This window comes from Neorhizobium sp. BT27B (assembly GCF_050455485.1).
Taxonomy (GTDB): Bacteria; Pseudomonadota; Alphaproteobacteria; order Rhizobiales; family Rhizobiaceae; genus Neorhizobium.
Window position 1 is genome coordinate 824611 of sequence record NZ_JBCIYT010000001.1, and the last position, 14589, is coordinate 839199.

General features: G+C 62.1%; 15 protein-coding genes. 5 read left to right on the forward strand and 10 right to left on the reverse strand.

Translation table 11 applies throughout. From position 1 onward, the window contains the following. Nucleotide 1 precedes the first annotated feature (1 nt). Nucleotides 2–1348: a TldD/PmbA family protein gene (locus AAIH70_RS04350; RefSeq protein WP_132272801.1), complete on the reverse strand. Its 1347-nt coding sequence runs from the start codon at nt 1346–1348 to the stop codon at nt 2–4. Between the two features lie 111 nt (nt 1349–1459). Here AAIH70_RS04350 and AAIH70_RS04355 point away from each other — a divergent pair, with 111 nt between their 5' ends. After that, on the forward strand, nt 1460–3283 hold the full coding sequence (locus tag AAIH70_RS04355; RefSeq protein ID WP_132272800.1) for a monovalent cation:proton antiporter-2 (CPA2) family protein: 1824 nt from the start codon (nt 1460–1462) through the stop codon (nt 3281–3283). Between the two features lie 4 nt (nt 3284–3287). Here AAIH70_RS04355 and AAIH70_RS04360 read toward each other — a convergent pair whose 3' ends face one another. The 5 genes from AAIH70_RS04360 to AAIH70_RS04380 all read right to left on the reverse strand — a co-directional run bounded on the left by AAIH70_RS04360 (nt 3288) and on the right by AAIH70_RS04380 (nt 7818). Further along, a complete protein-coding gene (locus AAIH70_RS04360) occupies nt 3288–3737 on the reverse strand; it encodes a HEPN domain-containing protein (protein ID WP_132272799.1) in 450 nt (149 codons plus the stop codon). Continuing rightward, entirely contained in the window at nt 3727–4086 is a 360-nt protein-coding gene (locus AAIH70_RS04365) for a nucleotidyltransferase domain-containing protein (RefSeq protein WP_132272798.1), read from the reverse strand. The genes AAIH70_RS04360 and AAIH70_RS04365 overlap by 11 nt, the downstream gene beginning before the upstream one ends. A gap of 80 nt (nt 4087–4166) precedes the next feature. Beyond that, nucleotides 4167–5060, reverse strand: a complete 894-nt coding sequence (locus AAIH70_RS04370; RefSeq protein WP_132272797.1) for a patatin-like phospholipase family protein — start codon at nt 5058–5060, stop codon at nt 4167–4169. 13 nt (nt 5061–5073) lie between these two features. Beyond that, entirely contained in the window at nt 5074–5634 is a 561-nt protein-coding gene (rsmD, locus tag AAIH70_RS04375; RefSeq protein ID WP_132272796.1) for a 16S rRNA (guanine(966)-N(2))-methyltransferase RsmD, read from the reverse strand. Nucleotides 5635–5640: 6 nt separating this feature from the next. Next, the gene (locus tag AAIH70_RS04380; protein WP_132272795.1) at nt 5641–7818 is read right to left on the reverse strand and encodes a pseudouridine synthase; all 2178 of its coding nucleotides are present in this window, start codon (nt 7816–7818) and stop codon (nt 5641–5643) included. Between the two features lie 156 nt (nt 7819–7974). Between AAIH70_RS04380 and AAIH70_RS04385 the strand changes: the two genes are divergently transcribed. Beyond that, nucleotides 7975–8427: a nucleoside deaminase gene (locus AAIH70_RS04385; protein ID WP_132272794.1), complete on the forward strand. Its 453-nt coding sequence runs from the start codon at nt 7975–7977 to the stop codon at nt 8425–8427. A gap of 184 nt (nt 8428–8611) precedes the next feature. On the opposite strand, the gene AAIH70_RS04390 is transcribed toward AAIH70_RS04385, so the two are convergent. Further along, nucleotides 8612–9238: a hypothetical protein gene (locus AAIH70_RS04390; RefSeq protein WP_132272793.1), complete on the reverse strand. Its 627-nt coding sequence runs from the start codon at nt 9236–9238 to the stop codon at nt 8612–8614. Nucleotides 9239–9381: 143 nt separating this feature from the next. Next, complete coding sequence (gene ileS / locus AAIH70_RS04395; RefSeq protein WP_132272792.1) at nt 9382–12291, reverse strand: isoleucine--tRNA ligase; 2910 nt, start codon at nt 12289–12291, stop codon at nt 9382–9384. Between the two features lie 141 nt (nt 12292–12432). On the opposite strand from ileS, the gene AAIH70_RS04400 reads away from it, so the two are divergent. From AAIH70_RS04400 to AAIH70_RS04410, 3 genes are read left to right on the forward strand one after another with little or no spacing between them, the layout of a single operon-like run. Beyond that, nucleotides 12433–12777: a hypothetical protein gene (locus AAIH70_RS04400; protein ID WP_132272791.1), complete on the forward strand. Its 345-nt coding sequence runs from the start codon at nt 12433–12435 to the stop codon at nt 12775–12777. Nucleotide 12778: 1 nt separating this feature from the next. After that, complete coding sequence (locus AAIH70_RS04405; protein WP_132272790.1) at nt 12779–12976, forward strand: DUF1902 domain-containing protein; 198 nt, start codon at nt 12779–12781, stop codon at nt 12974–12976. Next, nucleotides 12969–13163 carry a hypothetical protein gene (locus AAIH70_RS04410; RefSeq protein ID WP_132272789.1) on the forward strand — a complete coding sequence of 65 codons (195 nt, stop codon included), beginning with the start codon at nt 12969–12971 and terminating at the stop codon, nt 13161–13163. Before AAIH70_RS04405 ends, AAIH70_RS04410 begins: the two co-directional genes overlap by 8 nt. Before the next feature lie 177 nt (nt 13164–13340). Here AAIH70_RS04410 and AAIH70_RS04415 read toward each other — a convergent pair whose 3' ends face one another. Both AAIH70_RS04415 and AAIH70_RS04420 read right to left on the reverse strand, forming a co-directional pair. After that, nucleotides 13341–13580: a BrnA antitoxin family protein gene (locus AAIH70_RS04415; protein WP_132272788.1), complete on the reverse strand. Its 240-nt coding sequence runs from the start codon at nt 13578–13580 to the stop codon at nt 13341–13343. A gap of 4 nt (nt 13581–13584) precedes the next feature. Further along, nucleotides 13585–14589, reverse strand: coding sequence for a bifunctional riboflavin kinase/FAD synthetase (locus AAIH70_RS04420; RefSeq protein ID WP_132272787.1), 1005 nt, complete (start codon nt 14587–14589; stop codon nt 13585–13587).

Here is a 14589-nt window from a genome sequence, read left to right on the forward strand (position 1 = left end):
GTCACCGTCCGGCCAGAGTCATGCCCTCGATGGCAATGGTCGGCGAGGCAACACCGAACTTGCGGTCGATATCGTTTGCCGGCGTCAGCCGCATGAACATGTCTTTGAGATTGGAGGCGATGGTGACTTCCGAAACGGCAAAGGACAGTTCGCCATTCTCGATCCAGAAGCCGGTGGCGCCGCGCGAATATTCGCCGGTAATCATGTTGACGCCTTGGCCGATCAGTTCGGTCACGTAAAAGCCGTTGCCGATCTGGCGGATCAGGTCCTGCGGGGCGATATCGCCCGGCTCCAGCGCCAGATTGGTGGAGGCCGGCGAGACCGACGTACCACCACGCACGCCACGGCCATTGGTGGGCAGGCCAAGCTCACGGCCGGTGGAGGTGGACAGGAACCAGTGTTTCAAAACGCCGTCCTCGATCATCACCAGGCGCTCGCCCGAGATGCCCTCGCCATCGAAGGGGCGCGAGGAGGAGCCGCGCACGACCAGCGGATCATCGGTGATGTGCAGACCGGATTTCAGAACCTGTTGTCCCATCTTGTCGCGCAAGAAGCTGGTCTTGCGGGCGACCGAGGCACCATTGATGGCGCCGGCGATATGGCCGACGAAACCGCGGGCAATGCGCGGATCGAACACCACCGTGACATTGCTGCCGGTATCGACCTGACGCGGGTTGACGCGCTTGACGGTGCGCTCACCGGCGCGGCGGCCGATCAGCGCCGGATCGTCGAGATCGGCGTAATAGAGGCGGCTGTCGAAATCGTAGTCGCGCTCCATCCTGGTGCCTTCGCCGGCAATGACGCTGACGGAATGGCCGAAACGGCTGCCCATATAGCTGCCGGAAAAACCGTGCGAGGTGACGAGAACGAGACCGCCGGCACCGGCGGATGCACCGGCGCCCGAGGAATTGCTGACGCCCGGCACCTCAAGCGCTGCCTGTTCGGCGGCAAGGGCTGCGTCACGCAGCTGGTCGGTCGACACTTCGGTCGGATCGTAGAGTTCGAGATCGGCGTAAGAGCGCGCCAGATTGGCCTCCTCGGCGAGGCAGGCATAGGGATCTTCCGGCGACACTTTGGCCATCGACACGGCGCGCTCGGCCAGAACCTTGATGTCGAAACCGGGATTGGCCGACACGCTGGCGACCCTGTTGCCGACAAAGACGCGCAGGGCGAAATCATCGCTTTCGGAGGCTTCCGTGCCTTCGACCTTACCGAGGCGGACACTGACGGAACGCGAACTGGAGCGGATGACGACGGCATCGGCCTTGTCCGCACCCGCCTTGATGGCGAGGTCGATCAGTTGCGAAGCGCGGGAGAGAAGAGTTTCGGAATCGATTTCAGCGGACATGTGCAGGCCTTTCATTCCGAATCCATTTATTGTGCACTACATGACGCATCAAGGGCGTACCAGCGATTCTTGGGGGCCGCCCTCTTCACTCCTGCATGATGAGCACCAAAAATGGCCGCGCCAGAAACCCTGTTCACCGAAACCTTGCTGTTGCTCGGCGGCGCCGTGCTGGCCGCACCGCTGTTTCGCAAACTGGGTCTCGGCACCGTTCTCGGTTATCTGGCGGCCGGCGTCGTCATCGGCCCGATCCTGCACACGATCACCGATGCCGGCGAGGTTCTGCATGTGTCGGAACTCGGCGTGGTGTTCCTGCTGTTCATCATCGGACTGGAACTGAAACCCTCGCGCCTGTGGCAGATGCGGGGCGACGTGTTTGTGCTCGGCACGGCGCAGGTGGTGATCACCGGCCTCGTCCTCTCGGCGCTTGCCTATCTGACCGGCATTGCCGGATGGCGCGGCGGGCTGATTGCCGGTTTCGGACTGGCGCTGTCCTCCACCGCCTTTGCGCTGCAGATCCTTGCCGACAATGGCGATACCAATACCCGTTATGGCCAGCGGGCGTTTTCCATCCTGCTGTTTCAGGATCTGGCAATCGTGCCGCTGCTGGCGCTGGTGACCATTCTCGGCTCCGGGCCGGGCGAAGATACGACGCCGCTGCTGCAGGATTTTGCGGTGGCGATCGGCGCGATCGGCGCCGTCATCCTTGCGGGCCGTTATCTGCTGACGCCGATGTTCCAGATCATTGCCCGTACCGGCGCGCGCGAGGTGATGATTGCCGCCGCCCTGCTTGTCGTGCTCGGATCGGCCGCCGCCATGCAGGCTGTCGGCCTCTCCATGGCGATGGGCGCGTTTCTGGCTGGTGTGATGCTGTCGGAATCCTCCTACCGGCACGAACTGGAAGCCGATGTCGAGCCGTTTCGCGGCCTGCTTCTGGCGCTGTTCTTCATGGCGGTCGGCCTGTCGCTGGATCTGTCGGCGATTGCCGGCAACCTGATGATCATCCTGCCCGCCGTGCCGCTGTTCATGATCGTCAAGGCGACGGTTCTCTACAGCATATCGCGGCTGTGGGGATCTTCGCATGCGGACGCGGTGCGCATCGCCTTCCTGCTGCCGCAGGGCGGCGAGTTCGGGTTCGTGCTGTTTACCACGGCCACTGCCGCCGGCCTGTTGTCGCCGGGGGCCGCCTCGCTGCTGATCGCCAGCGTCACCATCTCGATGGCGCTGACACCGCTTGGCGCGCTTTTGGGCAAACGGCTGATCGGCAAGGAGGAAGGGCAGCGCGAGGAACTGGAGGAGGATTTTGAAGGTGCCGGCGCCGATGTGCTGATCATCGGCTTTTCCCGTTTCGGCCAGATTTCATCGCAGATCCTGCTGGCCGGCGGCCGGTCGGTGACGGTCATCGACGACAGCCCGGACCGTATCCGTCAGGCGGCGCTGTTCGGTTTCCGCATCTATTTTGGCGATGGCACCCGCCGTGACGTGCTGCAATCGGCCGGCATCGAAAAAGCCAAGATCGTCGCGGTGCTGACCCAGAAGCGCGAAACCACCGACCGTATCGTCGACCTGATCGCCAAGGAATTTCCGAGCACCCGCCTGTTCGTGCGTTCCTATGACCGCATCCACACGATCGCGCTGCGCGGCAAGGGCGTGGAGTACGAGCTGCGCGAAACGCTGGAATCCGGCCTGCTGTTCGGACAAAAGACGCTGGAAGCGCTGGGCATGCCGGAAAACGATGCGGAAGCGATCGGCGACGATATCCGCAAGCGCGACGAACAGCGGCTGCAGCTACAGGCGGTGGAAGGCATTTCCGCCGGAAGAGACATGCTGCACAACCAACCGGTCAAACCGGAACCGCTGATGAAGCCGAAACGCGGCAGCGTGGGGGAAGAGGTGGCGACGGAAGAGGCCGCCAAGGTGGCGATCGGGAAGTGGTGAGGGATCAGCGGCGGGGTGGTGTCGAGGACGTTGCCGGAATTCTGTCGCTCGCCGTCAGGCCGAAACCGAAATGAGAAGCAACCTCGTTGAGTATCTGCGCCACGGTTTCCATTGCCGCCCCAAGTTCAGCCTGATCCGCCTTTGCCGGAAGACGACCGGCATCTTTCGGGTAGCGATACGTCGTGGCGTAGATCGTCAGGAACAAAACGCTCGAAAAACGCGGCTTGAACAAGTTGGCATCGGGTAGAAGCCCCTGCAGCACATCGAGACGGTGCGCGTCTTTCCGCTCAGCTCGAATTCCTTCAGAAGTCAGAAGAGCGATGAGGATTTTCTCTGCCGCCTGTTGGGTATGATATGCATCATTGCGGTTGCCGATTGCGAAGAGCGCACGAGCAGCTTCGATGTCCTCATGAGCCAATCTCAACGCATTTGCGATGTGAAGATCAGCGGACATTCAAAACAATACCGTCATCAACGATATGACTTGCAGCCGAGTTTGCAACGCTTAGATCAGCACGGAAATCGGACAGCCGCGTACAGGACACATCGGCGTAGACACCTGAGCCTTCCTGAACGCGCCAGCCCAGCATCGGCGAGAACAAGCTTTCGGGAGCATCGTCGGGGACTATGACCTTCAGGTCCCAGTCGCTTTGGGCGGTAGCTTCACCGCGAGCCTGGCTGCCGTAAAGAACGACATCGACCGGGTCGTATTCGTGCCGAATGCGCGCCAGCAAAATCGTCAGCTCCGGAAAACTCCCCGGCGCTGCCACAGGCCTTTTCAAGATCTCTGCAACGACACTCATGGCCGGTCCAAATTATACGCGCTCGCCGCGAATATAGCCTGTCCAAGGCCTGTATTCCAGAGCGTTTGCAAGACGCCCCCCTACCCGCTCGCCGTCACCTTCCACAAGGCATCGATCGAGCGCTTCAGCTCGTCCTTGATCTCGCTGGCCTCATCGAGGATCTCGCCCACCTTGTGAAAATCGAGAATGCCGAAGCGGGCGACGCGGGGGCGCAGGAAAATGTGGGGCGGGTGCAGCTTCAGTTTCAGCGCGATACAGCCCTGCATCATCAGCTGGCTTGAGCCGAAAAGGCTGTCGATGCGGTTGGGCATATGGGTGCCGTCGCCTTCCGGGCCGCCGACGACATCGACGCCGATGACGATGTCGGCGAGATCGAGAAGGTGGTCATAGGGGATGGGGTTCAGAATGCCGCCATCGACCATGATGCGGCCGTTGACATGCACCGGCATGAACAGCGCCGGAATGGCGGCGGAGGCAGCAATCGCCGGCAGCAGGTCGCCTTCTTCGAGGATGACCTCTTTCTGGCCGTAATAATCCGTCGCCGTCACCTTCAGCGGAATATGCAGTGCGTCGAATTTTTCCGGCACGGCCGCCGGCAGAAAGGCGCCGAGGATCGGTTCGAGGTTGAAATGGCCGAGCTTGAAGCCACCGATGCGGTCGCGCATGCTGGCCGGGCCGAGTGCCCAGAGCCGGTTGGCGATGAGGCGGCGGTTGCCGACGGTTGCCTTGGTATAATCGCGGATTTCGCGGCCGCGCATGCCGGCCGCCATGCCGGCGCCCATGATGGCGCCGATGGAGGAACCGGCAATCGCCACCGGGCGAATGCCGAGTTCATCGAGCGCTTCGATGATGGGGATATGGGCGATGCCGCGTGCACCGCCGCCACCAAACGCGATCGCCACCCTTGGTTCTGTTCCCGCCTCTCTGGCCGACTGAAATGCCGAAGCATGCGGGATGGAGAGGCGGGTGTTCATCGAAGAAAAATCCTCAGCTCGGCTGGTAGCGGAAGAAGTCTATCCGCGTATCGCCGAAGGAACGACTTTCGAGCGGCTTGAAACAGGCATCGACCGTCACCGTTACATCGGCACGCTCTTCCAGAATTGCAAGCGCGCCGGGCGCCAGCCAGCCGCCCTCATGGGCGGAGAGAAGCGCCGCCTCGCCGAGCCCCTTGCCATAAGGCGGGTCGGCGAACACGAACTGGAACGGCTCGATATTGTTGGCCGTGCCGAGCTTGGTGGCATCGCGCCGCAGGATGCGGGCGCGGCCATGCAGGCCGAGGCTTTCGATGTTTTCCCACAGAAGGCCACGACCTTCGACGCCATTCTCCACGAACAGCGCCGAACGGCAGCCGCGCGACAGGGCTTCAAGCCCCACCGCGCCGGTGCCGGCGAAAAGATCGAGAACACGGCACTGATCAACGGCCTCGGGATAAACGTGGCCGATGATGTTGAACAGGCTTTCGCGCGTCCGGTCGATGGTCGGCCGGATATCGTTCGACTTCGGAGCAGCCAATGCGCGGCCGCGGAATTCACCGCCTACAATCCGCACTTGGCCTTACCCTCTCGGCGTGCGCGGCTTAGCCCCGCCTGGTCGTCCGCCGGAGCGGGGAGCACCACCGGGTTTTCCACCGCCGCCGGGCTTGCCGCCAAAGGACTTTCCGCCACCTGGCTTGCCACCACCGGGCTTGCCACGGCCACCGGCCGGCTTGCCGCCGAAACCGGGTTTGCCACCGCCAAAGCCACCGGGCTTGCCGCTGCGGGGACGATCACCCTGCGGGCGGTCGCCGTAAGGGCGATCACCGGCCGGACGCTCCGAACGGCCCTCGCCACCGAAGGCACGCGCCGGACGCTCGCCACGATCCGCGCGATCTCCGCGCGGTCGGTCGCTGAACGGACGGTCGCCGCGGGGCCTGTCGCTGCGCGGGCGGTCACCCTCTTCGCGTGGCTTGCGATCGAAACGCGGCTTGTCGCCGAAGGAGCGTTCGCCACGTGGCTTGTCACCATATGGACGGTCACCGGCGGGACGATCACCACGCGGGCGATCACCCTCTTCCCGCGGCTTGCGGTCGAAACGCGGCTTGTCTCCAAAAGAGCCCTCGCCACGCGGCTTGTCGAACGAACGCTCGCCGCCACGCGCCGGACGGTCGCCGTAAGGGCGATCACCACGGGGGCGGTCTCCTGCCGGACGGTCACCACGGTCACCGCGTGGGCGGTCGCCATCTTCGCGGGGCTTGCGATCGAAGCGGGGCTTGTCGCCGAAGGAACGTTCGCCACGTGGCTTGTCGCCAAAACCGCCGCGCTTGTCGCCACGTTCCGGTTCCGGCGGGCTGTCGGCGCGGATCCAGTCGCTGTCGCCTTCGACGCGATTGATGACGATCGGGCGGTCGTTCTGCGGCGCCGGCTTCTTGAATAGCTGCTCGGCTTCGCTGCGTGCGGAAACCTTGCGGCCGCGGTCATCGGTGGTCGGGCGGGCGCCGGGCGCCATCCAGACATTGGCGGTGCGGCTGGTGCCGAGCGCCGGGCGCTTCTTGGGACGCTCTTCGCCTTCGCCATCCCGGCCGCGATCGGCAAAACCACCACGCGCGGCACCTGGCCCCTTGTTGCCAAAGCTTTTTGGCCCACGATCGCCAGCGGGCTTGGGGCCACGCGGCTTGTCGCCAAAACGATCGTCGGAACGACGCTCTGCGGGCTTTTCACGGTTCCAGTCTCCACGCTCGGAGCGATCGTCGCGTGCCGGGCGCTCGTTCCGGTCGGGGCGCTCCTGACGTTCAGGCTTGCCACCGCGTGCCGCCGGTGCTTCCTCGGTATCGACGGCATTGCCATAGATCGGCGCGTCGAAATTGGCCTTGGCATCGGCAATGAGGCGCGGACCAAGCTGATCGCGCAGCATGCGGCCCTTGACCTCGACGACGCGACCTTCTTCCAGATCACCTAGCTGGAACGGGCCGTAGGAGATACGGATCAGTCGGTTGACCTCGAGACCAAGCGCGCCGAGCACGTTCTTGATTTCGCGGTTCTTGCCTTCGCGCAGACCCATGGTGATCCACACGTTGCGGCCCTGGGAACGGTCGAGTGTCGCTTCGATGGAACCGTAGAGAACGCCGTCGACGGCGATACCGTCCTTCAGCGTGTCGAGTTTCGCCTGATCTACCTCACCATGGGCGCGCACGCGGTAACGGCGCAGCCAGCCGGTGGTCGGCAGTTCGAGAACGCGCGACAGGCCGCCGTCATTGGTCAGCAGCAGCAGGCCTTCGGTGTTGATATCGAGGCGGCCGATGGACAACACGCGCGGCAGATCGTCCGGCAGGTTTTCGAAAACGGTCGGACGGCCTTCCGGATCGGAATTGGTGGTCACCAGACCGCCGGGCTTGTGGTACAGCCACAGGCGGGTGCGCTCGACGCCGCGGATCGGCACGCCATCCACTTCGATCTTGTCTTCGAAGGTGACGTTGACGACCGGGGTTTCCAGAAGCTTGCCATTGAGGGTGACGCGGCCTTCCATGATCATGCGCTCGATATCGCGGCGCGATGCCACGCCGACGCGGGCAAGGATCTTAGAAATGCGCTCGGGCTTGCCATCGGCTTCCACCGTTGCCGGGGCTGCCGGCAGCTTGCGGGGGGCCTTTTTCACCGGTGCATCCTTGGCCGCTTGCGGCTTCGGGTTGGACCGGGGCTTGATTTCGCGCTCGAAGGGCTTGGGCCCGCCGCGCTTCGGCTTGTCTTTAAAGCTCATTTGTTGTTTGCCTGAAGCGTGATGTATCTCCGGCGTAACACCGGACAGATCATGTTGAGTTTATGTCGCATCATACCCGTTGCCTTGTGCTTCGGGTGACGCAGATTGAACCCGTCCTACCAGTTAGAGTGGATCGGGTTAAGAGGAAATCGCCCAATGACGGGGACAAATCGTTTCATGGACGAGGCTTTGGTCGAGGCAAAACATGCCGGCGACCGTGGTGAAGTGCCGATCGGCGCCGTCATCGTCATGGACGGGCGCATTGTCGGGCGTGGCGGAAACCGCACGCGCGAGACGAATGACGTGACGGCGCATGCGGAAATCGTCGCCATCCGCATGGCCTGCGAGGAACTCGGGCAGGAGCGGCTGAGCGGTGCCGATCTCTACGTGACGCTGGAACCCTGCACCATGTGCGCGGCGGCCATTTCGTTCGCCCGCATCCGCCGACTGTATTACGGCGCACACGACCCCAAGGGCGGCGCGGTGGAAAGCGGTGTGCAGTTTTATGCGGCACCGACCTGCCACCATGTGCCGGATGTCTATGCGGGCCTGAATGAAACGGCGGCGGCGGAAATTTTGACGGATTTTTTTAAAGCACGGCGGGACTAAGGTGCCTCAACGGAAAGGGTGCCAACCTCTCTTCCGTCATCCTCGGGCTTGACCCGAGAATCCACGCGGCACCCACCGAGCGCTTGGCTTTGGGTCCTCGGGTCAAGCCCGAGGATGACGACGGAGGGGAAACCGGGCTTTGCCAGACACAGAGAGGCCGGGAAAAATCCCGGCCATCAAGACTTTACTGGAACGGCTTCCACCAGGCGGAATTCTGCTTGCCGTTGGCTTCGGCTTCCTTCTTGCGGCGGCGTTCCTTGACCTTTTCCGGTTCGCCGAGATCATCGGCATTATCGACCTGACGATATTCGGCCGGCGGATCGGTCAGGAAACGGCGCTGGCCGGAACCGATCGTGCTGCCGGACTTGGCTTCTGCCTTGGCCTGACGGAAAGCTTCCCACTTCTGGCTTTCGGTCAGCTGGCCGCCCTGTCCCTTACCGACTGTGAGCGGCGATACGTAACGCGGATTGTTTTCGTTGGCAGCGGCCTCTTCACGCAGACGCTGGCGGGTCTCTTCCGGCGATTCAGCCCAATTCGGATTGTTTTCGCGGTTGGCCATGGACTGCTGCGGCGCAGGCAGATCGCTTACGCCCTTGCCGGCCACGACCAGACCCGGACGCGGATTGTACCGCACGTCCTTTTTCTTGTCGCCGCCACCAATGGAAACGGCGCTTCCAAGGTCATCAGCCAACTGTTCGGCAGCACTCTTGCTGGTTCCGTAGGTCGGGCTCTGGCAGCCAGAAACACCCGCGAGCACCGCGACGATGGCCGTTACACCAAGGCCGGAACGAAACACCTGTGACGTCTTCATCAAAACCCTTCCAGCCGCGCCCGTCCTCGACGCAAAACGATACCTGTCTCGGCCTGACGGAAAAATCCGGCCAATTTCAGGCAGGATTAACGGATGACTGCGCCAAGCGCAATCATCCGTCGCATTTCAATCAGCCCGACCGATCAACCAAGCTTGCCGAGCCTGGCCAGTTCATGCAGCGCCTCGGCATCACGTGCCGAAACATCCGGATAGGCAGCATCGGAGCCGACATCCGTCGTCACCCGCCACGAACGGGCGCATTTTACGCCTTCCGCAGGCTTCGGCTCGACCGACACGCCCTGAACTTCCGGCAGACGGAAGGCCGTTTCCGGGCCTTCACCTGCGGTGATCGTGATCGCCGAGGTGATGCAGGTTTCCTCGAATTCGAGGCCTTCCAGCGCCTTCAACAATTCGGCATCGGCAACATAAACCACCGGGGCCGCTTCCAGCGACGAGCCGATACGCTTGTCCTTGCGCTCGATTTCCAGAGCGCCGGTGACGACTGAGCGCACCTTGCGGATCTTTGCCCACTTTTCGGCAACAGCTTCGTTCTTCCATTCAGCAGGAACGGTTGGGAACTGTTCCAGATGGACCGATACCGCATCGGCTTTCAGCGACAGCCATGCCTCTTCCGTGGTGAACGGCAGCATGGGAGCCAGCCACGTCACCGTGCATTCAAAAATCTTGCGGATGACGGCGAGCGCCGCGCGACGGCGCAGCGACGACGGGGCGTCGCAATAAAGCGCGTCCTTGCGGATGTCGAAATAGAAGGCCGACAGTTCGATATTGGAGAAATCGATCAGGGCGCGGGCGATCTTCTTGAATTCGAATGCGTCATAGCCCTCACGCACCAGCGCATCCAGTTCGGACAGGCGGTGCAGCATCAGCTTTTCGAGTTCGGGCAGTTCCGCGTAGGCGATCTCTTCGCCATCGTCATGTGCGAGCGTGCCGAGCATCCAGCGAATGGTGTTGCGCAGCTTGCGATAGGCATCGACATTGGTCTGGATGATCGTCTTGCCGAGGCGCTGGTCTTCCCAGTAATCCGTGGTCATGACCCAGAGGCGCAGGATATCGGCACCGCTGTCCTTCATCACGTCCTGCGGGGACACGACATTGCCGAGCGATTTCGACATCTTCTGGCCCTTTTCATCCATGGTGAAACCATGGGTGACGACCGTGTCGTAAGGCGCGCGGCCACGGGTGGCAGCCGATTCCAGAAGCGAGGAATGGAACCAGCCGCGATGCTGGTCGGAGCCTTCGAGATAGACATCGGCCGGCCATTTCAGGTCGGGACGATCTTCCAGCGTGAACGTGTGAGTCGAGCCAGAGTCGAACCAGACGTCAAGAATGTCCATGACCTGGGTCCACTTGGCCGCGTCTTCGCGATTGCCGAGGAAACGCTCCTTGGCGCCGGCGGCAAACCATGCGTCGGCACCTTCGGCATCGAAGGCCTCGAGAATGCGGGCGTTAACGGCTTCGTCCTGCAGGACATTGCCATCTTCATCGGCAAACACGCAGATCGGGACGCCCCATGCGCGCTGGCGCGAAAGCACCCAGTCGGGGCGCTGTTCGATCATGGCGCGCAGACGGTTCTGGCCACCGGCGGGCACGAAACGGGTGTCGTCGATGGCGGAAAGCGCGCGGGTGCGCAAAGTCGTGCCGTCCTTCAGGTCCTTGTCCATATAGACGAACCACTGCGGCGTGTTGCGGAAGATGATCGGCTTTTTGGAGCGCCACGAATGCGGATACTGGTGTTTCAGGCGACCGCGGGCAAACAGCGCGTTGCGTTCGATCAGCGCCTTGATGACGCGGTCGTTGGCATCGCCCTTCTTGCCGTTGTCATCCATGACGCGGCCACCCTCGAAACCGGGTGCATCGGCGGTGTAGGTGCCGCTGTCGTCGACCGGGAACGGGATGCGCGGATCGATGCCGCGGGCTTCGAGTTCCTTGGCCGAGGACATCCAGGCGTCAAAGTCTTCGCGGCCGTGAGACGGCGCGGTGTGGACGAAACCAGTGCCGGCATCGTCGGTGACGTGATCGCCGGCGAGAAGCGGGACAATGAAGTCGTAGCCGAGATCCTTGAGGGGATGGGCAGCGGTGATGGCGCCGAGTTCATCGGCAGAAACGTCACGCAGCTTCTTGAAGGTGAGCTTTGCCTTGGCGGCGGATTCTTCCGACAGGCCATTGGCGAAGATCAGCTTTTCACCCGGACGCGGGCCAAAATCGTTTTCGGCGGTCAGGACTTCATAGAGGCCGTAAGCAACCTTCGGCGAAAACGCGATGGCGCGGTTGCCGGGGATAGTCCAGGGCGTGGTGGTCCAGATGACGACGTGGGCATCGGCCAACTCTTCCGAGCCACCGGCGACCGGGAACTTCACCCAGATCGTGTCACTCTCGTAATCGTGATACTCGACCTCGGCCTCGGCCAGCGCCGTGCGCTCGACGACCGACCACATGATCGGCTTCGATCCGCGATACAGCTGTCCGCTCATGGCGATTTTCAGCAGTTCGCCGGCGATGCGGCTTTCGGCGTGAAAATTCATCGTCAGATACGGGTTGTCGAAATCGCCGACGATGCCGAGGCGCTTGAACTCTTCCGCCTGGATCTTGATCCACTTTTCAGCATAGGCGCGGCATTCCTTGCGGAATTCGATCATCGCGTCGGGCTGCTTCAGGTCAGGCTTTGCCTTGCCCTTGGCGCGGTAATTCTCTTCCTCGATCTTCCACTCGATCGGCAGGCCGTGGCAATCCCAGCCGGGAACGTAGTTGCTATCGTAACCGCGCATCTGGAACGAGCGGGTGATGACGTCTTTCAGGATCTTGTTCAGCGCGTGGCCGATATGGATATTGCCGTTGGCATAGGGAGGGCCATCGTGCAGCACGAATTTTTCCCGGCCGGCAGCGGAGGCGCGCAGCTTCTTGTAGAGATCCATCTCGCGCCAGCGGGCAACGGTTTCCGGCTCCTTCTGCGGCAGGCCGGCGCGCATCGGGAATTCGGTTTCGGGCAGATAGAGGGTTTTCGAATAATCGAGCTTTTCAACGTTATCGGTCATTTTGGGCAATCATCTCTTGGCGCCGCTCAAGGGCGCAATGCGGATAAACACATCGGTGGCGTGGGCGCTTGAAAAAACGCCAAAATCCCGGACCTTCCGGCCGCTGCTCAGAGCGCGCGGAAGGCCGGGCCGATAATTCGTATGATCATCGCGCTGATCATCTGGGCCGACCGGAAATCTGTCATGGACGCGGTTCTTACGGGGTTTTGGCGCGGAAAGGAAGGGGGAATTGGGGCGTGTTTCTCGACTTTCGACGGGCAGCGGATTATAGCTATCGTCATAAGTGTGGAGGCGCTTATGGTGGACAAACCTCAGCCACGGTCAAACGAGCAGATCGTAAGAGATGCCGGGACACCTTCATTCGTCAGTCCGCAGACAAAAACGGATGGCAAGACATCACTCCTCGAGTTTCTGGAAAGCCTCGACCTCTGGGAACTCGACGTGACGCGCGAGCCGGATCGCGGTCGAGACGTTTTCGAGCCATGACATGAAAAGATCGTTCTTCGTGCACGCCATCTGGGATGACGAGGCAAAGGTTTTCTATTCGGAAAGCGATATCGATGGGCTGCATATCGAAGCGCCCACGATGGACGTTTTCGAAGAGGTCGTTCTGGATGTGGCAGCGGATATGATCGCGGCCAACCATCGACCAACTCCAAGCCACAGAGGGATCGAGAATGCCTGATTCAACTGAGCGGCACGATCCGAGCTATGTGGCGTTCATGCGCGCCAAGATTGAGATTGCGCGGGCGGAACTCGCTGCTGGCAAAGGCATTCCGGCAGAAGAGGTCGAGCGGGAGTTTGCAGCCCTCCGCAAAGAGGTAGCTGCGAAGATAAAAAGGAATGCGGACGGCGAGGCTGACTCCCTTTGATCTCCCCCCATGTGGGGGAGATGTCACCGAAAGGTGACAGAGGGGGGTATGCGAGGGTGCGGCAGGTGAATAGCAAAGTGGCATTTACGCGAGGATTACCCCCCTCTGCCCTGCCGGGCATCTCCCCCACATGGGGGGAGATCGGCTGGAGGCATCCCTCAGCAATTCAAAGCAGCTTCAATCCTTCGGGTTTTCCGCCATCACGGCCCGCAGCGCATCGTTGATGCGGTCCTGCCAGCCGGGGCCGTCACCTTGAAAATACTCGATCACCGCGCTGTCGAGCTTGATCGTCACCTGTTCCTTCACCGCAGGCGCAGCGCGCTTTTCGACGGCGGGTGCCGCGGCTTTCTTGACCGGCGCGAACAGGGCTTCGGCGGCATCCTTCGGGTTTGTCGGGCGGCGCGGGGTGGTGGCCATGGTGTTATCCTTCGTTTTTCGCGGTCTGCGCGAAAGCAATGTCGCTATCCAGCGGCCCGAGCGGCGTCACACCGGACAATAGCGCCCTTGCCTCTTCCTCGTCGCGCTTGATCTGGGCGATCAGCGGCTCCAGCCCGTCGAATTTCAGCTCATCGCGCAGGAAGCCGAAAAAGGAGACGGCGCAGACTTCGCCGTAAAGATCGCCGGAAAAATCGAACAGGTAGGTTTCCAGAAGCGGTGCGCCGTCTTCCGTCACCGTCGGGCGGCGGCCATAGCTGGCGACGCCGTCATAAAGCTCGCCATTGGGCCGGCGGAAACGCACGGCGTAAATGCCGTTGCGCAGTTCCGCCTCGCGCGGCAGCGCCATGTTGGCGGTAGGAAAACCGATCTGGCGGCCGAGCTTCTGGCCATCGATGACTTCGGCCTCCACCGTATAACGATAGCCGAGCAGGCCGGCGGCACCGACCATGTCGCCTTCCGCGATCAGTTCGCGGATGCGGCTCGACGACACCACCTCGGCGTTTTCATCGCGAAAGGCATCGACCAGAGAGACGGAAAAACCGTGACGTTCACCGGATGCCATCAGGAAGGCTGGACCGCCCTCGCGGCCCTTGCCGAAATGGAAATCGAAACCGGTGACGACGGCGCTTGCGCCCAGCCAGTCAATGAGAATGGTCTGGATGAATTCTTCCGCCGAACGGCCGGCAAAGTCGCGGTCGAACGGATATTCGATGACCGCGCCAAACCCCATGGATTCGAGAATGCGGGCTTTCAGCGGTGCGGCCGTGAGGCGGCAGACCGGCTGGTCCGGTTTGAAGACGGTGCGTGGATGCGGCTCGAATGTCAGCACGAGGGCCGGCACGCCGCGCTCGGCGGCAAGCTCCAGCGCGCGGTCCAGCACGCTGCGGTGGCCGCGATGCACGCCATCGAAATTGCCGATGGCGATGACGCCGCCCTTCAGATTGTCGGGCAGCGGGTCTTTTTTCTCATTGCGATGGAAGACGGTCAT